Source organism: Psychrobacillus antarcticus, from assembly GCF_029533155.1.
In the GTDB taxonomy this organism is placed as follows: Bacteria; Bacillota; Bacilli; order Bacillales_A; family Planococcaceae; genus Psychrobacillus; species Psychrobacillus antarcticus.
The window spans coordinates 48,394-72,015 of sequence record NZ_JAIZDB010000020.1; the positions used below are offsets into that span (position 1 = coordinate 48,394).

Annotated in this window: 25 protein-coding genes, 1 pseudogene and 1 riboswitch; of the genes and pseudogenes, 7 read left to right on the forward strand and 19 right to left on the reverse strand. The window is 35.4% G+C overall.

Annotated elements, in window-relative coordinates; all coding sequences use genetic code 11:
- Positions 1 to 127: 127 nt before the first annotated feature.
- Entirely contained in the window at positions 128 to 1,111 is a 984-nt protein-coding gene (locus tag LDK52_RS12380; protein ID WP_277586263.1) for an ornithine cyclodeaminase family protein, read from the reverse strand.
- Between the two features lie 63 nt (positions 1,112 to 1,174).
- Entirely contained in the window at positions 1,175 to 2,515 is a 1,341-nt protein-coding gene (locus LDK52_RS12385; protein WP_277586264.1) for an MFS transporter, read from the reverse strand.
- Between the two features lie 161 nt (positions 2,516 to 2,676).
- Between LDK52_RS12385 and LDK52_RS12390 the strand changes: the two genes are divergently transcribed.
- The 6 genes from LDK52_RS12390 (at position 2,677) to LDK52_RS12415 (ending at position 9,866) form a co-directional block, all read left to right on the forward strand.
- Complete coding sequence (locus tag LDK52_RS12390; RefSeq protein ID WP_277586265.1) at positions 2,677 to 3,189, forward strand: helix-turn-helix domain-containing protein; 513 nt, start codon at positions 2,677 to 2,679, stop codon at positions 3,187 to 3,189.
- Between the two features lie 312 nt (positions 3,190 to 3,501).
- Complete coding sequence (locus LDK52_RS12395) at positions 3,502 to 4,140, forward strand: GntR family transcriptional regulator (RefSeq protein WP_277586266.1); 639 nt, start codon at positions 3,502 to 3,504, stop codon at positions 4,138 to 4,140.
- 1,217 nt (positions 4,141 to 5,357) lie between these two features.
- Positions 5,358 to 5,615 (forward strand): hypothetical protein, encoded by a 258-nt coding sequence (locus tag LDK52_RS12400; protein WP_277586267.1) that lies wholly within the window; start codon positions 5,358 to 5,360, stop codon positions 5,613 to 5,615.
- A 56-nt stretch (positions 5,616 to 5,671) separates the two neighbouring features.
- Positions 5,672 to 6,445, forward strand: a complete 774-nt coding sequence (locus tag LDK52_RS12405) for a gluconate 2-dehydrogenase subunit 3 family protein (protein WP_277586268.1) — start codon at positions 5,672 to 5,674, stop codon at positions 6,443 to 6,445.
- 23 nt (positions 6,446 to 6,468) lie between these two features.
- Entirely contained in the window at positions 6,469 to 8,193 is a 1,725-nt protein-coding gene (locus tag LDK52_RS12410) for a GMC family oxidoreductase (protein ID WP_277586269.1), read from the forward strand.
- 218 nt (positions 8,194 to 8,411) lie between these two features.
- The gene (locus tag LDK52_RS12415) at positions 8,412 to 9,866 is read left to right on the forward strand and encodes a phospholipase D family protein (protein ID WP_277586270.1); all 1,455 of its coding nucleotides are present in this window, start codon (positions 8,412 to 8,414) and stop codon (positions 9,864 to 9,866) included.
- A gap of 117 nt (positions 9,867 to 9,983) precedes the next feature.
- On the opposite strand, the gene LDK52_RS12420 is transcribed toward LDK52_RS12415, so the two are convergent.
- The 15 genes and pseudogenes from LDK52_RS12420 to LDK52_RS12490 all read right to left on the reverse strand — a co-directional run bounded on the left by LDK52_RS12420 (position 9,984) and on the right by LDK52_RS12490 (position 20,062).
- Positions 9,984 to 10,418: a hypothetical protein gene (locus LDK52_RS12420; RefSeq protein WP_277586271.1), complete on the reverse strand. Its 435-nt coding sequence runs from the start codon at positions 10,416 to 10,418 to the stop codon at positions 9,984 to 9,986.
- A 131-nt stretch (positions 10,419 to 10,549) separates the two neighbouring features.
- The gene (locus LDK52_RS12425) at positions 10,550 to 10,969 is read right to left on the reverse strand and encodes an NUDIX hydrolase (RefSeq protein WP_320415366.1); all 420 of its coding nucleotides are present in this window, start codon (positions 10,967 to 10,969) and stop codon (positions 10,550 to 10,552) included.
- Positions 10,970 to 11,204: 235 nt separating this feature from the next.
- Positions 11,205 to 11,669 carry a YbaK/EbsC family protein gene (locus tag LDK52_RS12430; protein ID WP_277586273.1) on the reverse strand — a complete coding sequence of 155 codons (465 nt, stop codon included), beginning with the start codon at positions 11,667 to 11,669 and terminating at the stop codon, positions 11,205 to 11,207.
- 225 nt (positions 11,670 to 11,894) lie between these two features.
- Positions 11,895 to 12,133 (reverse strand): annotated as a pseudogene (locus LDK52_RS12435) (DUF2249 domain-containing protein).
- Between the two features lie 287 nt (positions 12,134 to 12,420).
- Complete coding sequence (locus tag LDK52_RS12440; protein WP_277586274.1) at positions 12,421 to 12,735, reverse strand: DMT family transporter; 315 nt, start codon at positions 12,733 to 12,735, stop codon at positions 12,421 to 12,423.
- Positions 12,735 to 13,076, reverse strand: a complete 342-nt coding sequence (locus tag LDK52_RS12445; RefSeq protein WP_277586275.1) for a DMT family transporter — start codon at positions 13,074 to 13,076, stop codon at positions 12,735 to 12,737. The genes LDK52_RS12440 and LDK52_RS12445 overlap by 1 nt, the downstream gene beginning before the upstream one ends.
- A gap of 74 nt (positions 13,077 to 13,150) precedes the next feature.
- Positions 13,151 to 13,248: riboswitch (guanidine-I (ykkC/yxkD leader) on the reverse strand.
- Positions 13,249 to 13,348: 100 nt separating this feature from the next.
- On the reverse strand, positions 13,349 to 13,984 hold the full coding sequence (locus tag LDK52_RS12450) for a pentapeptide repeat-containing protein (protein ID WP_277586276.1): 636 nt from the start codon (positions 13,982 to 13,984) through the stop codon (positions 13,349 to 13,351).
- Between the two features lie 346 nt (positions 13,985 to 14,330).
- Positions 14,331 to 15,086 (reverse strand): class I SAM-dependent methyltransferase, encoded by a 756-nt coding sequence (locus LDK52_RS12455; RefSeq protein ID WP_277586277.1) that lies wholly within the window; start codon positions 15,084 to 15,086, stop codon positions 14,331 to 14,333.
- Positions 15,087 to 15,122: 36 nt separating this feature from the next.
- Entirely contained in the window at positions 15,123 to 15,878 is a 756-nt protein-coding gene (locus LDK52_RS12460; RefSeq protein WP_277586278.1) for an aminoglycoside phosphotransferase family protein, read from the reverse strand.
- Between the two features lie 67 nt (positions 15,879 to 15,945).
- Positions 15,946 to 16,869, reverse strand: coding sequence for an erythromycin esterase family protein (locus LDK52_RS12465; RefSeq protein WP_277586279.1), 924 nt, complete (start codon positions 16,867 to 16,869; stop codon positions 15,946 to 15,948).
- Positions 16,869 to 17,183: a hypothetical protein gene (locus tag LDK52_RS12470; RefSeq protein ID WP_277586280.1), complete on the reverse strand. Its 315-nt coding sequence runs from the start codon at positions 17,181 to 17,183 to the stop codon at positions 16,869 to 16,871. Before LDK52_RS12470 ends, LDK52_RS12465 begins: the two co-directional genes overlap by 1 nt.
- Before the next feature lie 55 nt (positions 17,184 to 17,238).
- The gene (locus tag LDK52_RS12475) at positions 17,239 to 17,709 is read right to left on the reverse strand and encodes a hypothetical protein (RefSeq protein WP_277586281.1); all 471 of its coding nucleotides are present in this window, start codon (positions 17,707 to 17,709) and stop codon (positions 17,239 to 17,241) included.
- Positions 17,710 to 18,005: 296 nt separating this feature from the next.
- Positions 18,006 to 18,296: a hypothetical protein gene (locus LDK52_RS12480; RefSeq protein WP_277586282.1), complete on the reverse strand. Its 291-nt coding sequence runs from the start codon at positions 18,294 to 18,296 to the stop codon at positions 18,006 to 18,008.
- A gap of 382 nt (positions 18,297 to 18,678) precedes the next feature.
- On the reverse strand, positions 18,679 to 19,140 hold the full coding sequence (locus LDK52_RS12485; RefSeq protein WP_277586283.1) for a hypothetical protein: 462 nt from the start codon (positions 19,138 to 19,140) through the stop codon (positions 18,679 to 18,681).
- Between the two features lie 187 nt (positions 19,141 to 19,327).
- Positions 19,328 to 20,062 carry a YqcI/YcgG family protein gene (locus tag LDK52_RS12490; RefSeq protein ID WP_277586284.1) on the reverse strand — a complete coding sequence of 245 codons (735 nt, stop codon included), beginning with the start codon at positions 20,060 to 20,062 and terminating at the stop codon, positions 19,328 to 19,330.
- Between the two features lie 167 nt (positions 20,063 to 20,229).
- On the opposite strand from LDK52_RS12490, the gene LDK52_RS12495 reads away from it, so the two are divergent.
- Entirely contained in the window at positions 20,230 to 21,084 is an 855-nt protein-coding gene (locus tag LDK52_RS12495) for a dimethylarginine dimethylaminohydrolase family protein (RefSeq protein WP_277586285.1), read from the forward strand.
- Here the strand turns inward: LDK52_RS12495 and LDK52_RS12500 are convergent, their stop codons facing one another.
- The gene (locus LDK52_RS12500; protein WP_277586365.1) at positions 21,085 to 21,777 is read right to left on the reverse strand and encodes a YwaF family protein; all 693 of its coding nucleotides are present in this window, start codon (positions 21,775 to 21,777) and stop codon (positions 21,085 to 21,087) included.
- 138 nt (positions 21,778 to 21,915) lie between these two features.
- Positions 21,916 to 23,559, reverse strand: a complete 1,644-nt coding sequence (locus LDK52_RS12505; protein WP_277586286.1) for a tetratricopeptide repeat-containing diguanylate cyclase — start codon at positions 23,557 to 23,559, stop codon at positions 21,916 to 21,918.
- Positions 23,560 to 23,622 lie beyond the last annotated feature (63 nt).

The following is a 23,622-nucleotide window of genomic DNA, read 5'->3' on the forward strand; positions in this document are numbered from 1 at the left end:
TTTAACATTGTTAATTAAACATGTCAACAATTCTATTCTTCCACCAAACCATAAAAGAAAACACCAATTAGTTTATTTTCGCCAATAAAAAAACTGTCCTATTGTTAAGACAGTTTCTACTTATTCATCAAACTTCTATATGTGTTCCAATGTTTTGTTCTTTGGCTTTTACGTAAGCACCTTTAGCTACAGCCAAATCAAAATAGGCTGCTCCAACAGATTTGAATATGGTAATTTCAGCTTCATTTTCTCGACCAATTATGTCCTTTACAACAAGCTGTCCTAATTCCCCGTGGGCATCATTAAATGACCACTCCCCAATTTTCTCTGCATGCATCAGTTCACCTGCTTCATCCTTCACTCCAGCTAAATCATCTACAACTATTTTAGAAGCCCGTTTAATAGTTGTTACATCCATCTCCAACATATGGGGTAAATAAGAACCTACACCATTGATATGTGTGCCAGGTTGTAAATCCACTCCATTAAATACGGGTTCATTAGAGCGAGTTGCACAACAAATGATATGTGCTTGACGTACTGCTACCGATACATCTTCTACTATTTCAAATGGAACTTTTACTCCAAAATCTCTTAACTTTTCTCCAAATCTACGTGCTTTTTCAGCAGTCCGATTAAATAAAATAATACGTTTGATATTTCGGACAGCAAGGACACCTAAAGCTTGTTCAAAAGCCATCGCCCCAGTACCGATAATCGTCAATACATTTGCATTTTTTCTTGCTAAATAATTTGTCGCAATAGCGCTCAGTGCACCTGTACGTAATCGAGTTAAATAAGAAGCGTTCAACATTGCCACATGCTCTCCATTTTGTGCATCCGATAATAATACAACCCCTTGGGTCGTCGGTTTCCCATTAGATGGATTGTTTGGATAGATGGTTACTACTTTAACTGCAGTTACTTCCTCTACTAAATCCGCACTCGGCATGTAAAGTGCCGATGCTTCATGTTGTGGAAATTCGATAACTGTTCGATGTGGATTTGCAATTTTGTCTGCTACTTTGGCCTTCAACACATCTTCTATATCCTTTATCGCTTCTTTCATATTATATGTATGCATAATTTGTTGTTCATTTACTACTAACATTATGTATTCCTCCAATGATGAAAAACTCGTCTTTCCATCAAAAGCAAAGACGAGTTTTGTTATTTAAACTCCGCTTAATCCTTTATTAACCAAAACACTTTTTTTATCTTTTTCTACTGTTTCATTTTCTTCATCTAAATTTTCCTGACTACGATCTTTCACTGCCCATATAGCTACTAACGAAATAACTGCTGTGAAAATAATATAAATTGCAACTGGTACATAAGAACCGTTAAACTGTAGCATTAGGCTTGCTGCAACTAATGGTGCAGTACCTCCAGCTAAAGCTGCTCCAATTTGGTAACCTAGTGTGACTCCTGTATAACGAACCTTCGCATTAAAAATTTCAGAGAACATAGTACCAAGTACCGCTGTAATAGGAGCCCAAATAATTCCTAATCCAATTACTGTTGCCACAACCAGCAGAACAACTGATTGTTGTTGAAGCATCCAGAAGTACGGGAATGCGAATAGAATCATCCCTATCGTTCCGGTAACATATACTTTTTTCCGTCCAATTTTATCCGATAAGCTTCCCATGATAGGAATAAGAATGGTCGTAATAATTGTAGCTACCATAACCGTATTCAGCGTTGTAGTCCGTGAAAAACCTAACTCCGTTGTTGCATATGAAACCACAAATGTTCCAAAAATATAAAATGGTGCTGTCTCTACAACCTTTGCACCAATTGCTATTAATACCTCACGCCAGTGATACTTTAACGTATCTAAAATTGGTAATTTAGGAATATCTCCAGATTCCTGCACTTTCTTAAATGAAGGAGTTTCATCAATACCTTTACGAATCCACAATCCGAAAATTACTAGTAAAGCACTTAATAAAAATGGTACGCGCCAGCCCCATGTCATGAATGATTCTTCCGGAAGTAAGGTCATGATCGACAACGCAACTGTTCCCATTACCATTCCGATAGTCACACCCATTTGAGGTATAGATCCATATAATCCTCTTTTTTCTTTTGGTGCATACTCAACTGCCAATAACAATGCCCCTCCCCATTCTCCACCAATACCAATCCCTTGGACTAAGCGTAAAGTGATTAACAGAATTGGTGCCCAAATACCGATTGCCTGATAAGTCGGGAGTAACCCCATCCCAAATGTAGCAACACCCATCAGCGTTAACGTAACAACTAGTGTTTTTTTGCGTCCAATTCTATCTCCAATATGACTGAAGATAATCCCTCCAAATGGACGGATAAAGAACGATAAAGCAAAGGATGCATACGCTAGTATAAGCCCTACCGATGGGTCTTCTGTAACGAAAAATACTTGATTAAATACTAGTGCTGCCACTGTACCATATAAGAAATAATCAAACCATTCTATTGAGCTTCCTACCAAACTAGCTATCCATATTTTTCTCATACTCTTTGGATCCATCTTACATCTCCCCTTATTAAAATTGAAGTGACACTTTAATTTTTCCGTCTTTATTCTAAATAGTTTCGAATTTTCTGTCAACTGAGTTTTACTAAATTTATAGAAAGAATTAAATAGAGTAAGGTATGATAGATATACTTAACAGTTAAGGAGAATAATATATGTCTTCTCATTCAATAGGAAAGATTTTAAAAGAATTTCGAAAAGAACGTAAACTAACGTTAAAAGAGCTAGCAGAACAGACAAATGTCTCCATTAGCTTCCTTTCTCAGGTAGAACGCGGAAAGTCTAGCGTTACACTAGAATCCCTTAAAAAAATTGCCGATGCATTAAAAGTGAATCCAACAGTATTTTTCCCTGAAAACACGAATGCAGAGGAATTAGAAGAAATAAGACAGCAATTCTATTACAAGGACTTATCCTGCGGTATAAAAGAAGCATCCTATGCGCCTATACTAGTAACACTACAGCCAGGTGAAAATGAAGGAAATGCCTTTTCACACGGCGGTCATGAATTTTTATTTGTCATAGAAGGGACTTTGACCGTTGTTGTAGATGAGGAAAAACAGGAATTACAGGAGCAACAATCTATCATGTTCGATGCAAGCAAATCTCATTACTGGTATAACTATTCAGAAAAACCAATTCGTTTTCTTGTCGTTTCCTCTAAATAATAGGCAAAGAAAAGAGCCCATTTGGGCACTTTTCTTTGTCTGTTATTAACTTTTATAACTAGAAAATTCTTTTATAAAAAATCCCCTATAAATCTATAAATCCTTTATATTCATCGAGATGCGTCCATTTTCCTAAACAACCATGCGTAACACCTTCATAACGTTTTTACTCATCTTTTATCAGATTATATAACTCATCACTAGTCTATAAAAAGTAATCTTTTACCTGAGGATGTAGTATTCTTCAATAAAAATAATTTATAAAGTATAATAGGTGAGTATTTAATTAAAATAATTTTGAGGGGTTAAGATATGGCTTCAGATAAAATGAATGCACAAAAATTGGCTTATGAATACATTCGAGAACGTATGCTGGATGGAACTTATAAAGGCGGAATGAAGCTCGTAGAAGAACGTCTTGCTGGTGAGATTGGTGTTAGTCGTACACCAATTCGTGAAGCAATTAAAAGATTAGAGCAAGAAGGTTTGATTAAAAATAAGCAAATCTATAATCCCACTGCACAGGATTTGATATACATATATGAGTTACGCATAGTACTAGAAAGTTTTGCAGCAAAAAGAGCAGCGGAAAATATGACAACAGAAACGGTAATAGAACTTGAGAATACCATAAAGAAATCTCGTAGTTTGCTTATGGAAGGACATTCAAAAAATATATACAATGAAACCCAACGCTTTCATGAATTAATCATAAATGAATGCCAAAATCCCATAATGATTGAAAAATTAGAAAAAGCTCAGACAATTTTCTATTTGTTTAGCCTAAGGCTTGATATATATAATCGCCCACATTTAATAGATGAGCATGAGGAAATATACAAAGCCATTAAGAATAAGAATGAACTACTTGCCGGCGAACTAATGGCCAAACATTTATATAAAGACATGAATTTCACTCTAGAGATTATTGGTAGAAAAGGACATTATTAAATATTTAAGCAATTTATACTTTGATGAAATTGCAATTTACTATCAAAAAAGCACTAATCCAATCAGCGATTGATTTAGTGCTTTTTTGTTTTATTATTTTTTCATTAAAGTTCAACTCACCACGAATAGTATAAGAGATAACCTATTCGCATTAAAGAATACCCATTAAACTCCATACCTCCGCCCTTTATGATCCAAAGCAATAGTCCCCCTTTAAGAAAAACCGGGCAATAAAACGCCCGGTCCTCTAGGATCTAAACCTGTTTCTACTGTTTTCGAAGGGCTTTGTACAGATTTATTGCTATATAATTACCGTTTGATTTTTTAAAAGATGCTGGTCGTGACTGAAGTCACGACCAGCATCTTTTTTTCTCGGTAATCTTATGGCTATTAACTGTCCGTCGCCCTTCTACAACTTTTAGAAACGGGTTAGTTCATTTTTGGGGTAACTAGAGAAAAGCTAAATTCCTATACAGAGAAGTAGCTCACGAAGATGCAATTTCGTTCGCTATTTCGCTTCTTTATTTAGTGAACACTAACTATTTCTCTTTATTTCCTCTGGTATAAAAGGATATCTACTTTCTACATCCTTCTTTCCAGAATAGTATCCCTAATGCTTCAGACGGTTTTTCACTATATTAAATCTGGCTACTATTATAATCTAAGCGAGAGTCTATGCAATATCCCCTAGTTTAGTACTACTCATTTAATTGATTGGAGTGAAAGTGGCGACTCCTGTGGGAACAGCACGAGCTGAAAGCCCCGCAGGAACGTTTGAAAGGGACAAAGGCTAAGAGCGCCACATCGTGTGGCAACACCTTCGTGACCAACATCCTGTTGGCCCGAGGAGATTGAAGCCATGCCCACGGAAAGCGTCCACTGAAATGCAAATCAGTAGCAGCAATCATTCTTAAAAGCCCTGCAAAACTGGTGTTCATGCTGTATTTTTATATACTTTCTTATCTTTTAAGAAAGTTTTCAAGTAAACTTCAAAACCTCTTTTAAACTTTACTATAAATATCCAATTTATTTTATAGATTTTATACTAGTTAACAATTATTTATCCTCATATACAAATTATTAAATGTGTACAAACAACAAACGTTTATAGTAAAATGAATGATGTCATTTTGTATACAAAAAGAATTGTTTTGTATACAAAAAGAAGCATCTTTTTAAAATAGTTCTTATTTATTGCATAAGAAAGGAGAATAAGTATGACGCAGTACAATTTAGAAGAATTGAGGATGCTCAATCAAATGCTACTTGCCCTTTTTATCGTAGCTGATTTTGCCCTTTTACTCTTTTTTTATAATAGTCCATTCCCTTGGTTTGCCCTATTAGGTTCTGAAATTGGTTTAGCCATTATTGTGCTTTGTTGGTCAGGAAGAAAATACACTATTTTCATAGTTTCATTACTTGTTTTTTCGGCTCTTCATACAATTGTTTATAATTGGAGCTCTATTGTGCATTAAAGGAAGAAAATTTCTTACACATTTTTTATTTATCTAGTTAAATGGGAGGTTTTAATATGTCAGAACAAGAAAAGAAAAATTCCGTTTTAGACAAACTTTCGTCTAGACGTACGTTTATCAAAAATTCTGGTTTGACAGTAGGTGGAGTTGTTTTAGGTGGAGCTTTAGGAAGTCTTCTAATAAAAGATGAAAAATCAACAACAACTACTACGGAAACTCAGAAACACGCAACAACGCCTGCTGCTAATCCAAATGTAGCTCTAATGTTCTTCACACCAAACCAATATCAAGTTACTCAAGCAGCAGTAGAACGTATTTTCCCTGAAGATGCAAATGGCCCTGGTGCCAAAGAACTTAATGCTGCTGTTTATATTGATCACCAATTGGCTGGTCCATGGGGTTCTAACGTAAAAGATTACCGTTTAGGGGCGTTTTATAAAGCAGAAGAAAACCAAGGTCCACAAATTAAAATTCTTCGTAAAGATTTGTTCTTAGCTGGTTTAGATAGTTTAGACAAGTATAGTAATAAACAATTTGAAGTTAACTTTAAAGAGTTAGAAGCAGCTCAACAAGATGAAGTTCTACTTGCTTTTAGTGAAGGTAAAGTTGAATTATACGGGAAAGTTTCTTCTGCTCAATTTTTCAGTTTACTACGCACATTAACTATTGAGGGTGTATATGCGGACCCAATGTATGGTGGTAATAATGAAATGGTTGGCTGGAGTATGCGTAAGTACCCAGGATCTCGTATGCAATATGTGACTGAAATACAAGATGAGAAATTTATCGAACTTGAACCACAAAGTTTAAATTCTCATATGGGACACTAATAATAGAGAGGGCGGACATATAAATGGTTGCAAAATTACCTAAAGTACCTGTAGTAGTAGTAGGGATGGGTTGGGCTGGTGGAATCGTCTCAGCTGAACTAACAAAAGCTGGAATAAGTGTTGTTGGATTAGAACGCGGAAAAGACCGTACAACAGCTGACTATACAATGGGACATGATGAACTTCGTTACCAACATCGTCAAGAATTAATGCAAGATCTATCAAAGGAAACTGTTACTTATAGAAATACAGTTTCAGGTAAAGCTTTACCGATGCGCCACTACGGTACATTCATAGTAGGAGACGGAGTTGGTGGTGCAGGTAGTCACTGGAATGGACAAACATATCGATTCTTGCCTTATGACTTTGAAATTCGTTCGAAAACAATTGAGCGTTACGGAATCGAAAAAATTCCTGCTTGGATGGAAGGTCTTAACGACTGGGGTATCACTTATGATGAAATGGAACCATACTATGATACCTTTGAAAAAATGGCTGGTATTTCAGGTGAAACAGTCGAACTATGGGGGAAACGTACTAATCCATATCCAACGCCTCCTTTAGTGAAAACTCCATTAATGAAAGAATTCGAAAAAGCAGCAACAAGCTTCGGATACAAACCTTTCGTTATTCCTGCTGCTAACCTTTCTGAAGCATATACAAATCCAGATGGCATCTCTCGTGGAGCATGTCAATACTGTGCATATTGTGAAAACTTCGGATGTGAATATGGAGCTAAAGGTGACCCTGCTGTAACGGTAATTCCGGTTGCAAAACAAACAGGTAAGCTAGATCTTCGTACTCATTCTAATGTTTTAGAATTAACTAAAAGTGGTGGGAAAGTAAACGGAGTTATTTATGTAGATATGCTAACTGGAGAGAAGTTTGAACAACCTGCAGATGTAGTTGTAGTTGCAAGTTATGTATTCAACAATTCTCGTTTACTTCTAAACTCTGGTATTGGTACACCTTATGATCCAAATACAGGTAAGGGGACAATTGGTAAAAACTATTGTTATCAAGTAACTTCTGGAAGTTCTCAGCTATTCTTCGAGGATAGAGAGTTTAATCTATATGGTGGTGCTGGTGCATTAGGAATGGAAATTGCTGAATATATGGGCGATAACTTTGATCATACTGACCTAGACTTCATACATGGCGCTGGTATTCGTTCAACACAATACGGGGACCGCCCAATTGCAGTAAACCGTGTACCTGCTGGAACACCAACATGGGGAGCTGAGTTCAAAGAGAAATCGATTAAATATGCAAATTCAAACTTCCCAGTTAAGACGCAAGGTGCTTCTTTACCACATAAAGAAAATTATCTAGATCTTGATCCAGAATTTAAAGACGAATTTGGATATCCATTATTACGCATGACATATGAATATACAGATAATGACCGTGCGATGGGTAAATACATGTCGGCTATCACGCGTAAATTTGCAGAAGAAATTGGTGCAGATATTATTGATACAAATGAAGAGCAAGGTCCATTTAACGTAAACAAAGATTCAAACACTCATAATACAGGTGGAGTAATTATGGGAACAGACCCTGAGAAATCAGCGCTAAACACTTACCTACAAATGTGGGAAGCTGAAAACGTATTTGTTTTAGGTTCATCTGCATTCCCACATAATAGTAGCTTTAACCCAACTGGTACTCTAGGTGCACTTTCTTATCGTGCAGCAGAAGGTATTCAAAAATATTTAAAAGAAGGCGGATTACTAGTTAAAGCATAAATGCCGACTAGTTATTCTATAAGAGAGCTCTTGACTCGCATTTAATTTGCCGTCAGGAGTTTTTTTATCTTGGAATACAACCTTGGTTTATTATGAACAATAACAAGAAGAATGCCAGTATATTCATTAACTATTCAACTCCCAGTTTTCTGTAAGTGGTTTGTATTTCTCAATTTAAGGGAAAAGCATTTAAAAGAGAATTAGTAGGGGGAAGAAAAATGGCTAAAAAGAAAAAAAAGTCATGGAGTATGCGGAAGAGGATCGTGATGGGTTCTATAGGTATATTTGGACTTATTTATATTGCAGCTATACTGTGGCATACATATAAACCTTTACCAGAAGGGGTTTCCTTTAAAGGAGAGTTACATAATACAGATACGGTTGAGATGATTACTGATTTAACCTACGCACAGGACCAAGAAGGAACTGGCATGGTACACGAAAATAATATATTTGATGAAGTTTATAAGATGATCGAGGAAGCCGAAGAATTTGTCGTAGTAGATTTCTTTCTAATTGATGGGTTTTACGATGAAAAGGAAGACTTCCCGAAGATTGCTGACACGTTGTCTACAACATTAGCTAATAAAAAATTAGACCATCCGGATATGCCTGTTATATTTATCACGGATCCAATTAACAAAGGCTATGGATCCTATGAAAGTAAATGGTTTAAGAAAATGAGAGAAGCTGGCGTAGAAATTGTTTATACCGATTTAGACCTTTTGCGCGATTCTGTCCCAGTCTATTCGGGTATTTACCGCACTTTTTTCCAGTGGTTTGACTTTGGAGGAGAGGGCTGGATATCAAATGCGATGGCAAGTGAGGCTCCTAAAATGACGATTGCCTCCTATATGACATTACTCAATGTAAAAGCAAATCATCGGAAGGGTATAGTAACGGAGAAAAAGGCAATGGTGACGTCTTCTAACCCTCATGATGCCAGTGGATTTCATGGAAATATCGCATTGAAAGTAACCGGTCCTATATTAAATGATATTTTAGAGTCAGAGGAAGCAGTTTCTTTGTTTTCCGGAGGACCTAAATTGCCCCGTGTGGATATAGAAGAATCCGACGGACAATATCAAGTTCAGTATTTAACAGAGAAGAAAATCCTAGATGCGTTACTTGCTGACTTAGCTGCCACAAAAGAAGGCGACAAAATTTGGCTAGGTATGTTTTTTGTAGCGAAGCGAGATATTGTCAATGCTCTCATAGATGCAGCAAATCGAGGTGTAGAAGTTAATATGGTTCTCGACCCAAACGAAAATTCCTTCGGCCGAGAAAAATCTGGACTTCCAAATCGTCCAGTCGCGCAAGAAATGATCGAAGACACAGAGGGTAAATTAAAAATACGATGGTACAATACCGTTATCGGTCAATACCATACCAAAGCAATTTGGATTCAATCTGATGAGCATACTATTATTTCAAGTGGTTCCTCTAATTACACGGAAAGAACATTAGACGATTATAATCTAGAAAATAACTTAAAGGTAATCGCACCAAATGACAGCGAATTAGTAATCGAAATGGAAACATACTTTGAACGACTTTGGAATAATGAAGATGCTATGTATACGTTAGAATTGGAAGAGTTCCAAGATAGCTTTACTTGGTGGCAACGATGGATTTATACATTGCAAAAGTTTGCGAAAGTGACTACTTATTAATTTTTCAGCTATTCATATTAGGTAAACATCCTATACATTTTTACATTAACCAAATAAAATACAACAAAAGAATCCATAAATACGACTCATATGGATTCTTTTTTCTGTTGTTCATGGTTACTCGCTACCTCCCCCACCTCCACTACAATCACCACCGCTATCGCTGTTAAAACTTGCGCTACTACCACTACTAAAACCTACGTTTCCACAATCCACATTTCCACCACCGTAGTAGCTCCATGCGTAACTGCTTCCGGATACGCTATTTGGTTTCGCTGTCCCATAATGAGATTTAGGCTTCATCTTAGTAATGTCAAATAAATACGGTAGCAACGCACCACCTATGATTGACGCTATAACGAAACCAGCTGTACTAAAATCAGTACCGATTAATATGAACGCTGCAAAGGCTGTCATGACTCCAAGGACCGCTAGGAATTTGATCACTTCGAAGTTGAAACCTAGCTTAAATAATAAGTATATTAGATGGGCAATTTTAAATAGGACTGTTAGGGCAATACCTGTAAAAATCACCATAAATATAATGCTCATAAAATCCCTCCTTAACGAAAAGTACTTGTATCATAAATACGTTCGAATATTCAAAAGGTTTCAAATTTTATACTTTTATTTGCAACTTGTATACTAGATCGCAAGTTCACTCATGATTTCACGAGCTTTTTTCAGGTCTCCACAATATGTTTTATATGCTGAGGTAATTCAATCATTTTCTCCTTCAAAAACTGTGGATATAAATTTATATGATTAATTTCGTCCAACGATTTCCAATAATACATATGTATTTTTTCATTTTCGTTAACCTCAAATTCACTGCCTCTTTTAAGGACTTCCTCATCTTTTAACTCTAGCAAATAAAAGAAACAAACTTCATGAAACTGTTCTTGAACTGTATCCTCTTTAAAGAAGTTTTCATTTACCCAAAGCATCCGGTTTACGTTCACTTCTATTCCTAGCTTTTCTTTTATTTCACGCTGTAAGGCATCTTCGCTTTTTTCGTTCATCTTGATCCGACCGCCAGGCACATAATAATGCGGTTGACCTTTATCTTGCATGATAAGCAATTTTCCATCCTGTACCAACAATCCAGCTACACGATAAAGTGAAACTTCAATCAGTGGGGGTTTTCTTCATCCCCACTGATTGTTAGTTGAACCATTCGGGCTTTTACGGGCAGTTATCTCCCACTTATGCTTTGTTGCTTGGGCAAGCCTTAAAGTGGGTGTCTTACTGCCCGTTAATGCGGGATAGTTAAATCTACCTTCAGTCGTTTTAAAAGATATATCCATTTGAACACCCCTATTCCGAAAAATTAATCGGTCATCCTTTGCAAACATCAACCCAGTCAACCGCTTTTGCAAAGGTAAAAAGTTCTTCACAAGTAAGCTCAATTGCACTATTACTACTCCCACAAGCTGGAAAAACCGTATCAAAACGTTTTAATGATTCGTCTAAATACACATTGATATGTGTTGGAATTCCAAATGGACAAACGCCTCCAACTGCATGTCCCACCTGTTCTAGTACTTCTTCAGGAGGCAGCATTTTTGCTTTCACTTCGAAAGTCTGCTTAAATTTCGCATTATCAATTTTTGTATCACCAGCAGCAACTATGAGTATACATCCATCCTCAACCTTGAAAGAAAGTGTTTTAGCTATCCTAGCGGGTTCGACATTCAGTGCGATTGCTGCTAATTCTACGGTAGCACTCGACGACTCATATTCCTGTATTTTATCGTCCATTCCAAATTCTTTAAAATACTCTCTTACTAATTCAATTGCCATTACTTAATCCTCATTGTTCTTTCGTTTTATTTTTCTGACTAATACATCTATTCTACTCGTTTTTAGTTGGGCTTGCCTAGGGTGGAACTAAGTAAAACAAAAAGACAAGTAATAGCTTTTACTCTATTACTTGTCTCTATATACATCCATTCCAATCGCTTACTCCTTTGGTACGCAGTTTGAGAGTTTAGATAACCATTAAAACACTTTTCTATATAATTCATCTTAGTTTTTGCCGATAGCAACTCTCCATTGATCGGAACCATTTTCAAGATACTCCCATGTGTATGTGTCTGCTCTTTCCATCATAAACTGATAGAGTAATGGCTTTGGATCATGGTCATTAGAGAGCTCTAAAAACTCTCCAGACTATAAAGCATCAAATGCTTCAAATATTCTTGAATGACGAATTCTCGGCTCAATATCTGGGGGTTTAGTTTTACTGCAAACTGTAAATAACTCATTTTGGCTTCCTCCAATATTTATGATTCCGTTCATATCATAATGCTTAACACCTTAAAGCGAAGTGAGAAAAAACACATTGCCACTATGATTTAAATCACTTGTTATTGTTCTCCAAAGATAAAAATTTTGATGGTACAATGAATAGAACAGTCTTAGGAAGAAAGGATGAGCTAAATGAATGTAGAATCGATACAAGCACTTCTACAACGTTTTTCCTTATTTAAAGATATTGACCAAGGCCGAAATAGAACGAGTATCTTCTTCAAATTATAATCTAAAATTTCTTTTATGAGACGAGCTTTAGACCTACTGCAGCACCTAGAACCATGCCAATAAAAACAAGTCTTTTCCAATCTTTTGATTCACCATATAAAACCATACCTAAAATTGCTCCACCAGATGCACCAATTCCTGTCCAAATAGCATAAGCTGTACCCATAGGAAGTGTTTTCATTGAATAAGCAAGAAGAAGAAAACTTGCTCCAAACCCGAGAATCAAAAGTACTAATGCTTGCCAATTACGATCTTTATGCAACTTATTTATCATTACAACACCAAACATTTCAAACAAACCTGCTAAGATTAATGAAAACCATGCCATTAGGATTCATCCCCTTCCTGAACTTTGTCTGTTGTAACTAACTTCAATCCAATTACTCCTGCTAATAAAAGTAAAATCAAGAGTACTTTTGCTATTTTAAATGGTTCTCCAAAGAATAGAAATTCTGAAAAGACAGTTCCTGCTGTACCTATACCAACGAAAATTGCATATACAGTTCCTACCGGAAGTTTTCGTCCAGCCATAATCATTAAAGAAAAACTAACGATAATAGCAATAAAAGTTCCAGCCCAAGTCCAAAAGTCATTTGCATGTTTTAAACCAATAACCCAAAAAATTTCAAAGAAAGCAGCAATAAATACTTTCATCCAGTCTTTATTCATCTAAAAGACACCTCCAATTTTATTCTTACCAGAAAAACAAAAAAAAACCTAAGAGATAACTGTTGAAAAACAGTTTCTCCCAGGCTTTTATCCTTCCGTGACACAGCATAGCTATGAGTTTTCTCTCGGACCAGACCAACATTGCATTTGCGGAACCCTAGAAAACATTTAAGATATGTAATTACCTTGTATTATACACATTTTTAATTCTTAGTCAATATTAGAATAATAAAAGCATATTAGTTGTACAATCAAGTTAGCATAATATGTATTTAATCAATAATTACCAAGCCTAATAATGATGCAAATTGAATTGCCTGATAAGAATTTACTTTGCAGCCTTTAAGATTTTCGGGAGATACAGTAAGTGATTCAAAACTAGAATTACTAATATCAATCCCTTTAAGTGATGTTTCTTCAAAGTTTGCACCGTTAATATTGCATAATCTAAATTCGACGTTCTTAAATATACAATCATAAAAATCAGAACTAACTAATGAAGTATCTTGAAATTTAACCTTTTCTAATTTTGAATTTCCAAATGCGGATAAATTCAGTAAAGAATTATCAAACTCAACATTGCCAAAGCGAGATTCTGTAAAATCTATACCTAATAATTTGCAATCCTTAAATACTGCCCTGTGTATGGAAGAACTACTCAAATTAGCATTTGAAAAATCGCAATTCTCAAATATAACATCAGTAATATCGATATTACTAAAATTAGTATTGTTAAACCTACAATTTTTTATGAACATTCTAGATAATCGAACTCTATGTAACAATTCATTGGCAAAAAGGGAATCATTAATTATGCACATTTCAAGTTCTGGTTCTTCTTGATAAAAAATATCTTGGAAATTCATTGAAGGTAAATCGTTTGGTATTTTTGGTGAATCAATTTTCATATAACTACCTCTCAAAAATATAATAGGTTCATTTGTTAACGGGATAAACTTCATATACCCTAAATGTTTACTTTAAGGGTATATTCATTATAAAAAAAGGCTATTTTTTTAAAGGAATTTGTGTGCAATATTACACTTTTCTATAATTAACGGCGGAACGACTCGCTCTTTTACATAGAACAAGTTTGTGAGATATATAACTTAAGGTAACCGTTTGAACAAGAGTTAGCCGTTTCATATAGTTAATGTTATAAGAAATGGACCTAATGCACCTGCACACATATGAAAATATAAAGTAAACTTATTTTCCTCCTCCAATTTCTCTCCTCCATCAGCTAAGCTTAGACTACTTTTTTATGACTTTAATAATCATAGTAGTCGGGAATCTCTTTGCTTTGTATAAAGAATAATATCGATCAGATATTTCTTCCTTAGCCGACTCATAATTTACTGATACATCACTTTCTATTACAGAGTCAATCGTAAATCCTGCTTTTATCAATTCATTTATATATGTACTAAGCTTTCTATTAGGAATTACCATAGGAGCATCTTCTCCTTTAAAATTCGGATATGTTGTAAATCCTTCCTCCTGGTATGATCCATTAAGACTTAGTTGGCCATTGTTACTGATAATATGAGTATATAACGGATGATCCCAACTAAATACAAAGCTTCCTCCCTGCTTCAAATAGGAATGAATCAATCGGAAGGTAGAAGTCAAATCAGTAGTCCATCCAATAGCATAAATAGAATAAACACAGTCAAAATAAAATTTTGGCAATCCAATATCAACTTCCATCGGGGAACAGAATAAATGAGTGTCTAAATCTTTTAGCGTTTCCTCGGCAGCCTTAATCTGATTCTCAGAAAAGTCGACTCCCCATAGTTCGCCAGCCCCCCTGTCAGCCATATACATTAATGAATGTCCACTGCCGCAACCAATCTCTAGCACCTTTTTGTTTGCCATTTCTTCCAATAATCCTAATTCATCTTCCGTTTGGGCAAAGGGACCATAACTAGGTAAAGCATCTACACCATAAAAATGGTGAGCAACCTTATCCCAACTCCTCTTATTCTGTTTTAGGTTTTCAGTTGTCATTTTTTCTGCTCCATTTCCTAGTAATGTACTGAAAATTTAAAGTGGACAATAACGCTTTATAATTTCGAACAAGCGTTGAGAATTTTCAGTTGATACATTTTCAGCTAATCTTGCTCCTGCCATAATTGGTGCCCATTCAACAACTTCTTCTATCGGCAAACCAAGTTTCCTACAGTAAAGCTGTAAATACATCTCCGCTAATTCCATAGAAAACTGTGAATATAATAGATAAGTACGATATATGTCAGCACGAATGTCTCCTGCACTCGCATCAACCCAATCAATTATTGTCATTTTCTTATTAGACACAATCAGATTAAAAGGATGGAAATCTCCATGACAAAGGCTTGTTTCATTTTCATATGACAGCAACTCAAGTCTATTAATTAATATATACTTTTGTTTCTGATCTAGAATAGGTGCCGATTCAATCTGTCTTCTTAATTTTCGGGACATAGGTTCAAGTGAATTCGGAACAACCATATGGATTTGCTGTTGCACATTACAGAATATTTCCATGTAATATTCGGCTTTTTCCATATTCTCTAATAGCATGCTTCCTAATGTTTTTCCCTTAATATATTCCATAAGTATAGCTTGTTTCCCATCAACCTCGATGACATCTATAATTTGAGGGACAGGAAGACCACACGAGTAGGCAAACTCTTGCTTATTCGCCTCGTAAGTAGCTTCTGTTTTAGGTAGAGATTCATTAAATACTTTGTAAGCCAGGTTTTGTTCCTGATATATTTTTGCGGTATTTCCTTCCGCTATTAGAGTACCAAAGTCCATTCTATATCTCTCTCCTCTATATAAAAAGTAAAATAGTATGTCATCCTCCACTACGTTGGATAAAGCTTTAGATATAACGAGGGGGTGATACTTTTTTAGTGAAGAATATTCCGTCTAGTTGCTCTGCAGGAGTAATTACTTGTTGTATCGTTCCTGATTCCATAATCACTGTTTTATTAAAAATCCAGTTATTAGATTCAATTGGTCGTGCGGAAGAAAAATCAAGAAATGATACTTGAGAAAGATTATGATTTAAGTAATCTTCCAAACTTCTCTTAGGAGGTTTTCGTAATCTATATACACTTCTATTATTTAAGGCTGCACTTCCTTCATACATAAATAGACCGAGGTAATAGGATTGATTGATCAAATCAGGACTCATTAATGAACCCATTGGCTTGTAGCTATAGAATGATGATTGAATATTTTTGTAGATGTGTGTGTTATGTGCCCAAACGATGATTTTTTCATTTGGATATAATGTATTGCAAATCCACTCTAAGTTTTCCGCCATTATTTGATCACGAAACTTAAAGTACTCTCCATTTTTAGTACCTAATATATCTAAGAATTTCCGTTTATTATCTAGTATCTTTTGCATTACTATATATGGAACATATAGGTTCTTGCGAAGGAATTCTTCTTTCCAAGTCTCCAGTTCTATGCTTATCTGAGTTATCAAGTTAAAGAGTTCTTTTTTATTTCTTTGAAAACTTATGGAAACATCTTTTGGAACCTTTTTCCCTACCGCTTTATACTTTCCAATGTTTCTATACCAGCCTATTATCTTCTCGTCTACCTTATATATATTCTCTTTAAATTTTAATGTGAATTCAATGTCGACACTTTCAAGGAAATCTAAAAGTAAGCTTTCCTTGCTGGATGGCTGAAAATCAAAACCTATAAGCTTTAAGTCCATATTCTGTTTTATTTGTTGAAACAACGGTAATGTTTCTTCGGTTTTCCACAAAGAAAAAATGGACTTATCCATTAGCTCGTAACGCAAAGTTTATCCTTTAAGTAGTTAGAGCAATAACATTCACTTAATCCACTTTCAAATGCGACGACTTTAAATCCCATTTTGCTATATAGAAAATTAATCAGATTCGATTTTAAAGAGGAATGTTCTGCAATCCCATGCCCATTTTCACCAAGCCAGACTATCCGCTTGTCCTTAAGAACTTGTTCTAAAAACAGAAAATACTCTATTTCGCATTCCGTTAATGAATCTATTTCATATGAATTTTCTGTAACCCACTCTGTTGCCTTAGTATATTTTTTATTCATTGATTGAAAGATTTCCATTTTCCCCTCCAAAATTGAAACATAAATATTTAGGTTCCACTTTCGCTTGCTTATATTATCTGAAAATATAAGTCGCTAGTTCTTCAAATTCTTCTTGTGATAATTTTTCATCAATTGAGTATCGAACTGATATTCCACTAAATACTCCCGAAAGTTCATAAGTTGAAACAATAGATTGTTTAAATGGATCATTGTTATATTCATTGTATAATTTAGGCATTTGTAAAGTTATTGGACTAATAAATGGCATCCAACCTTTTGTTGAATCAACAAATAAAACAGGCATCTGTATACTTTCAAAACGAGCTATATAATCACTTTCTGATACAGTATTAAAATGTTCATTACTAATCATTAGAAAATTATACTTTGTTTTCAACTCGTCATTTGTGAGTACTTCCTCAACCTCTAAAGATTCATAAATGACATTTGAATACTCAAATTGTTCTATGTTGTCGCCAATAACTCCAATACGAATCGACTCTTCTGATATAAGCTGTTTTTCTGTACAGCCCCATAAAATCATTAAACATACCATGACGATAATTAATTTAAATTTTATACAAAGCTCTCCTCTCACAAAAAAACATCGTAGTATTTCTTCTTAATTAAACCGTCGTATTCTTTTCCGTCCATACCATGAAATGAACATTCATCATTATAATTCCAATTATTAGCTATACCTTCAGCTTGTTCCTGTGTCATTTTTTCCAATCTATACATTAGAATTCAATCCCTTTTATTAATTGATTACTTCTATTACATTCTACCAATAGCATTTAAACCCTTTTTTAATAAAAAATTTATACGGATATTTTATGCTTATTGTATAAAGTGATGTATGGCACTACATGTTGAATAACTAGTCCACTTGGAAGATAGAGATTTCTCACGGATAGTCGATTTGCATCTCGTATAGATGCAAATCGCTCTCGTATGCTGGAGGTTCTCTCTCGTAGCTGTTTCATCAACCTTCTGCGGATCTATTGTCTCAAGCCCACTAGGCGTCCGCATGCCCAAAACAAAAGCCTGATATCCCGTGATTGCCATCGAAATTACTAAAATAGCAACACCAATGATTAGCCAAATTTCTTCTGCCCGATGCATTTTCATCCTTTTTCTCCTCCTATCAAACTCGCTCTATATAGAAAACTTATAGTAAAACGATAAATATAATAATCGGTACACCTACAAAAATGATAGAGGAAAATAATGCCCGAGACATTGCTCTATAAGCCCGAGGTCTGGTGAACGCCCGCGATTACTTGCTATACGCCCGAGAATCCCATTCCTTACGCCCGCCCTCCTCTCCTATACGCCCGAGGTCTGGTGAACGCCCGCAATTACTTGCTATCCGCCCGAGATCTCACTCCTTACGCCCGAGACTCTGCTCTATACGCCCGAGGTCAAGTGAACGCCCGAGATCACTGCTATCCCCACACAAAAAAAGCACTTAGGTACTGTATATATACAGTACCTAAGTGCTTTTTTATCATCATGGCATATACTTTTCTTCGACTTTCACTACTACATCATCTTTAACTGTTACATAATAAGGACCTTTGACGCCCAATAAATAGGTGATAAATTCCTTCTCATCCACCTCTCTAGGCTTAGAAGGATCTTCTTGGTTAATGATTAAGAACTCTGCATCCTCGGCTAACTTCATGCTAGTTTCTTCTTTTGTTTCATTATAAATCACGAATCCAGTAGGTAAATCCTTCTCCACATCTAATCCTAACTCCTTAATCCTATCTGTGTCGGATTCCTCGATCCACTCTACCTCATCCAAAACTAGATTTCTTGTAGGTAGCTCATAATTCTTAATGATAGCTAATTGTTTACCTGTGGTTTCTTCTTCTTTTGATGTTTCCTCTTCCGAGCAGGCTCCTAGCAATATAATGCTTCCCATTACTAGAATTACCATGCTCCAACCTGACTTTATAAATAAGTTCATACCGTAAATTCCTCCTTTATTAATTAGACCCTTTTGTAAAATAAAAAGTTTCACACATTTAAACAATTTACCATAAAGAGGTAGTAATATGAAGTGCTACAAAGACTCATAATATTGTTTGGTACCTTTTTTTATTGACCATTATTTTCCACAAAAAAATCCCCTATGAAAATGGGGATTTGATATATTATGCTTGTGATTTATGGTGGAATGGACATTTCCCTTGAATTGGCTCAATGTCATCGCCAATAAAGAATTGCTTCCATTCATTATGTGTTGGGTCACCGAAGTGTCCGATATCCGGGTGCTTAGGGAGCTGATCCCAAACTTCTACACGTTTACGAACTTTTTCACGTGACATAATACCACCTTTTTCAGTTCCTTCTAATCCTTCAAATATCTTTCGAGGCTGGAATCCAAGGACCATGGCATTTCCTAGATGACGTGTCTTTCGCTTCTTATAGGCAGGGGTATTTCCGAACACGAAAATTGGCTCTCCATTGAATCGAAAATCCCATAAATAGTGTTCAGGGTCGCGAGGACTGTCTTTCGGCCATTCAATTTCATCTACTTCATGTAAGTATTGAAGAATATCCCAAAATTGCTTTCGATAATCGTCGATAGAACCCTCTTGCTCAAGGGGCTCAACAAATACAAAGAGTCCATGTTTTTTGTAATTTGGTAATTTAAACAAATCTAAAAAGCCTGCTACTGCAGCAGGTAAATTACTCCAGTCAGCTTGATTGATATAAGCATAGCGAAGTTCACCTTTTAGCTCGCCATTCATTCCAAAAAAACATGGAAACGTCTTATCCGTTACCGTTTTATGAAAAGTTTCATATTCTTTATAGAGCCAACTAGGCAAGTCAGTTCTAGTCTGAAAATCCTCTTTTGTCAATAAAGCCTGTTTCTTCGTAATCATACAATCGCCTCCACTATCTGTATTCGCGTCTCTATATGTCTAGTCTTTACCCCATCATAAAATTCCTAAAACAACCTTCTTCAAATGAAAATAATTTTCATGAAAAGGTTATGAAATGAAAAATCTAGGGAATATAAAAGAAGGCATGAAGAAGTGGAGGATGAATGATGGGAAAAATAATTCAAGATCATTTTCAAATAAATTGTCAAAGTGAATATGGAATGCTTCAAAAAGTCGTATTATGTGATCCTCAATATATGGAAATAAAAGAAGTAATTAATGACGTTCAAAAAAAGTATATAAATGAAAATATTGATCGTTCACTTGCCCTTTCTCAGCATCGGGTATTTGAACAAGCTTTACGGAATGTGGGTGTGGAAGTAATTAAACTAAAACCAAGTAAAGACTATCCTGAACAAGTTTTCACTAGAGATATTGGGTTTACTTTAGGCGATCGCTTATTCATTTCCGAAATGGCAAGTCCCATTCGTCAAGGGGAAGAACAAGTGTTAGCTCATTGGATGAAAGAACATGATATTTCATATAAAAAGCTTTCAACGCATTCCATTGAAGGTGGCGATGTAATAGTGGATGGCAATCGGGTATTTATCGGAATTAGCGATCGTACATGTAAAGACGCTGTTCAAGCTTTGCAAAGTGAATTACCGGATTTTGAGATTCTACCTATTCCTTTCAACCCCAAATATTTGCACCTAGACTGTGTGTTCAATATTCTTTCCTCAAAAGATGCGTTGATTTATCCTGATGCACTCGACTCAGAAATCGTAGCCCTTTTAGGGAGCATGTATCATTTAATCGAAGTGAGTGAAAGGGAGCAGTTCTCAATGGGTACGAATGTACTGTCTATTGGTCATAATCGAGTGTTTAGTTTGCCAATAAATCATGATGTTAATCATCAGCTGAGACAGCATGGATATGAAGTGTTAGAGGTCGATTTCTCGGAAATCATTAAATCTGGCGGATCATTTCGATGTTGCTCAATGCCAATTATGCGCCACTAATCATGTAATTTCATATGTAGCCTCCCTATTCTTTTTCGTTCTAAACAAAAGCCATAAACAACTAAAAACAATAAAGGCGGCTAACTCTAGCGATAATATATACCAAGGATACGGACCTAAAAAATCCAACAAGCTTCCACCTCTTGGCTTTTCCTGTAAAAACATATAATTCCCTTCCACTAAAAAGTTAATGGCAAATAGGAATGGCAGCAATGCATTTAACGTAATCATCGTCTGCATAATGCCTTTGAATGTGGGTCTATAACCTTTCACCCATGTAAAATAAAGGGCAGTTAAAATGATTCCAAAATGCGTGTAGAAAAAGTGAAAGAACCTAAAATGAGGAAAATTCATATCTAAAACTGGTGTGGCAACAGCCTGAATAGCTCCACCAATACCTGCGTAAAAAACAAATGGATATAGCTTCTTATTTCCAGTCCATAGTAAAATAATAGTTACGATTAAACTAATACTACATAGTTCAAGTGGTAACGAGTTGCCCCAATTCCATCTTCCAGTTTGAACAAGCCATATATAATAACAGCCGTCCATGACGACTAAAGTAAGAGCGAAAAAACGTTCCATGAATTGGACTTTCTTTTGCTGAATAGGCCACCTATTTCTACTGGAAAATAACAGAAGGATAAGTAAGCACAAAATAACTACGGAACTTATATGTGTAACTGAAAACATTTCAAATACAGCTACCAATCAGATTACCCCCACTCCTACTCTATTCATATTCGACCATAGCTTTTGAATTTCCTTGTCCAAAAGTAAAGTATAAAAAGCTACTTGATTTCCTCATCTAGTAGCTTTCGTCTTTTGAATTCAATTTTCAGAGAAAATGCTCACTCGGTTTCTTCCAGTTGTTTTTGCTTTATACAACTCTTTATCGGCGATTACATACATTTCATCTTTGTTTTCAAACTGCTTCCTTATACCATGGATTCCACCAATACTAATTGTCACAGGGTATGCATGTTGTTCCCAGCAGTAAAGTAACGACATTGTTTCAACAGCAGTTCTCACTTCTTCAGTGATTTGGGCCAATTTCTTTTCATTAATATGCTTCAAAAAAACAACGAACTCTTCTCCACCAAATCTACCTAACATCCCTCCATAGTTTTCAATAATAGTTCTCATGCAATTCCCTACTTTTTGTAAACAATAATCGCCCTCGATATGACCGTGAAAATCATTGTAGCGTTTAAAATGATCAATATCAATAAGAAGTAAAGCTACATGAGTATTCGAGTCGTTAACATCACTCCATAATTCGTTTAGATGTTTGGTGAAGTATTTACGATTTGCTAGTTTCGTCAATTCATCGTAAAATACTTCCCCACTTAAGTGTAAATTCTTACGCTCCAGATCCTGTAAGATTTTATCTTGTGTGGAAATTTCATTGATTAAATGGGCATTCAATTTAGATATTTCCTCTAATTCCCGCCCAGCAAAAATTTTATTTAATCCGATTTTCATTAACTCCAGTTTCTGAGACATCGTTGTAGAACCTATTACTTGTTCTATATGATGATACTTTTTATAGTACTTTAATGCCGTACCATAAAGACCTTTGGATTCATAAAAAGCTGACAATTGGTTAAAAATTCGACTTAAATGTTGGCTAGCCTGAATTTCTTCCGCATGATCGATTGCTTCCAATAAATAGTTTAAATAGGCTTCTTCATCTTCCTGCTTATTAAATTCTGCTAAGTTAATAAGTATATCAAGCGTGTAGTATTTATTTCCAATCGATTCTAATCTATTTAAAGCTTGCATATAGTAATGCTTCGCTTGTTCGTAATTGTTTTGTAAATAATAGACTTTACCAATCTTATTCTCAATTTCGGCAAGTCCAGTTACTTCATCTATTTCAAGAAGCATCGCATAGCTTTTTTGATAATAATCAAAACTTGTAGTCAAATTTCCTTTATCAAAATAGACCCATCCCATATTCATCAAAATAACTGCTTGATTCCGAATATTATTATGCTTTTGAGCTATCTCTAAAGCTCTCTCATAAGCTAAAAGAGCTTCCTCTGGTTCTCCTACTTCACGATACACTTCACCTTCATTATTATAAATGCGGGTTAAGATTCCATCGTCTTCTATTTCTAGTGCGAGTTGTTTAGCATGTAAGAGTTTTTCTAATGATTGCTCATACATTCCATTATAAAAATAAACAACACTGATTAAGTTTAGTGACGATGCAATACCAGCACTGTCATCCAACTCTTCAAATATTTGAAAAGCATCGTATACAAAAACATAACAACTTTCTAATTTTGTCATGGAACGACATGCTAATGCCATTTCAAATAGGGAAGCCGCTTCTAGACTTCTTACCCCCAATTTAAGTGCTTTTTCATGAGCAATGGAAGCAAGATTAAATGCTCGGTTTGGATCTTTTAAATTGATTTGTCTTGCTTGTTTAATTTCCGTCATTAATGTTTGGGTTTCTGAAATCATTTTTATCCCCCTTTACTCATCTAGATGCACCTACTAATCTACCTTAATAATATATTCAGACTA

Excerpts from the sequence above, each read along its gene's own strand:
- LDK52_RS12395 (WP_277586266.1), top strand. The coding sequence starts at position 3,502 with ATGGCTTCAGATAAAATGAATGCACAAAAATTGGCTTATGAATACATT.
- LDK52_RS12410 (WP_277586269.1), top strand. The coding sequence starts at position 6,469 with ATGGTTGCAAAATTACCTAAAGTACCTGTAGTAGTAGTAGGGATGGGT.
- LDK52_RS12455 (WP_277586277.1), bottom strand. The coding sequence starts at position 15,086 with ATGACAACTGAAAACCTAAAACAGAATAAGAGGAGTTGGGATAAGGTT.
- LDK52_RS12485 (WP_277586283.1), bottom strand. The coding sequence starts at position 19,140 with ATGAACTTATTTATAAAGTCAGGTTGGAGCATGGTAATTCTAGTAATG.
- LDK52_RS12490 (WP_277586284.1), bottom strand. The coding sequence starts at position 20,062 with ATGATTACGAAGAAACAGGCTTTATTGACAAAAGAGGATTTTCAGACT.
- LDK52_RS12440 (WP_277586274.1), bottom strand. The coding sequence starts at position 12,735 with ATGGCATGGTTTTCATTAATCTTAGCAGGTTTGTTTGAAATGTTTGGT.
- LDK52_RS12470 (WP_277586280.1), bottom strand. The coding sequence starts at position 17,183 with ATGGAAATCTTTCAATCAATGAATAAAAAATATACTAAGGCAACAGAG.
- LDK52_RS12400 (WP_277586267.1), top strand. The coding sequence starts at position 5,358 with ATGACGCAGTACAATTTAGAAGAATTGAGGATGCTCAATCAAATGCTA.
- LDK52_RS12465 (WP_277586279.1), bottom strand. The coding sequence starts at position 16,869 with ATGGATAAGTCCATTTTTTCTTTGTGGAAAACCGAAGAAACATTACCG.
- LDK52_RS12415 (WP_277586270.1), top strand. The coding sequence starts at position 8,412 with ATGGCTAAAAAGAAAAAAAAGTCATGGAGTATGCGGAAGAGGATCGTG.
- LDK52_RS12475 (WP_277586281.1), bottom strand. The coding sequence starts at position 17,709 with ATGATTTTATGGGGCTGTACAGAAAAACAGCTTATATCAGAAGAGTCG.
- LDK52_RS12430 (WP_277586273.1), bottom strand. The coding sequence starts at position 11,669 with ATGGCAATTGAATTAGTAAGAGAGTATTTTAAAGAATTTGGAATGGAC.
- LDK52_RS12385 (WP_277586264.1), bottom strand. The coding sequence starts at position 2,515 with ATGGATCCAAAGAGTATGAGAAAAATATGGATAGCTAGTTTGGTAGGA.
- LDK52_RS12380 (WP_277586263.1), bottom strand. The coding sequence starts at position 1,111 with ATGTTAGTAGTAAATGAACAACAAATTATGCATACATATAATATGAAA.
- LDK52_RS12450 (WP_277586276.1), bottom strand. The coding sequence starts at position 13,984 with ATGAAAATTGATTCACCAAAAATACCAAACGATTTACCTTCAATGAAT.
- LDK52_RS12390 (WP_277586265.1), top strand. The coding sequence starts at position 2,677 with ATGTCTTCTCATTCAATAGGAAAGATTTTAAAAGAATTTCGAAAAGAA.
- LDK52_RS12505 (WP_277586286.1), bottom strand. The coding sequence starts at position 23,559 with ATGATTTCAGAAACCCAAACATTAATGACGGAAATTAAACAAGCAAGA.
- LDK52_RS12405 (WP_277586268.1), top strand. The coding sequence starts at position 5,672 with ATGTCAGAACAAGAAAAGAAAAATTCCGTTTTAGACAAACTTTCGTCT.
- LDK52_RS12495 (WP_277586285.1), top strand. The coding sequence starts at position 20,230 with ATGGGAAAAATAATTCAAGATCATTTTCAAATAAATTGTCAAAGTGAA.
- LDK52_RS12500 (WP_277586365.1), bottom strand. The coding sequence starts at position 21,777 with ATGTTTTCAGTTACACATATAAGTTCCGTAGTTATTTTGTGCTTACTT.
- LDK52_RS12420 (WP_277586271.1), bottom strand. The coding sequence starts at position 10,418 with ATGAGCATTATATTTATGGTGATTTTTACAGGTATTGCCCTAACAGTC.
- LDK52_RS12460 (WP_277586278.1), bottom strand. The coding sequence starts at position 15,878 with ATGGACTTTGGTACTCTAATAGCGGAAGGAAATACCGCAAAAATATAT.
- LDK52_RS12480 (WP_277586282.1), bottom strand. The coding sequence starts at position 18,296 with ATGAAAATGCATCGGGCAGAAGAAATTTGGCTAATCATTGGTGTTGCT.
- LDK52_RS12445 (WP_277586275.1), bottom strand. The coding sequence starts at position 13,076 with ATGAATAAAGACTGGATGAAAGTATTTATTGCTGCTTTCTTTGAAATT.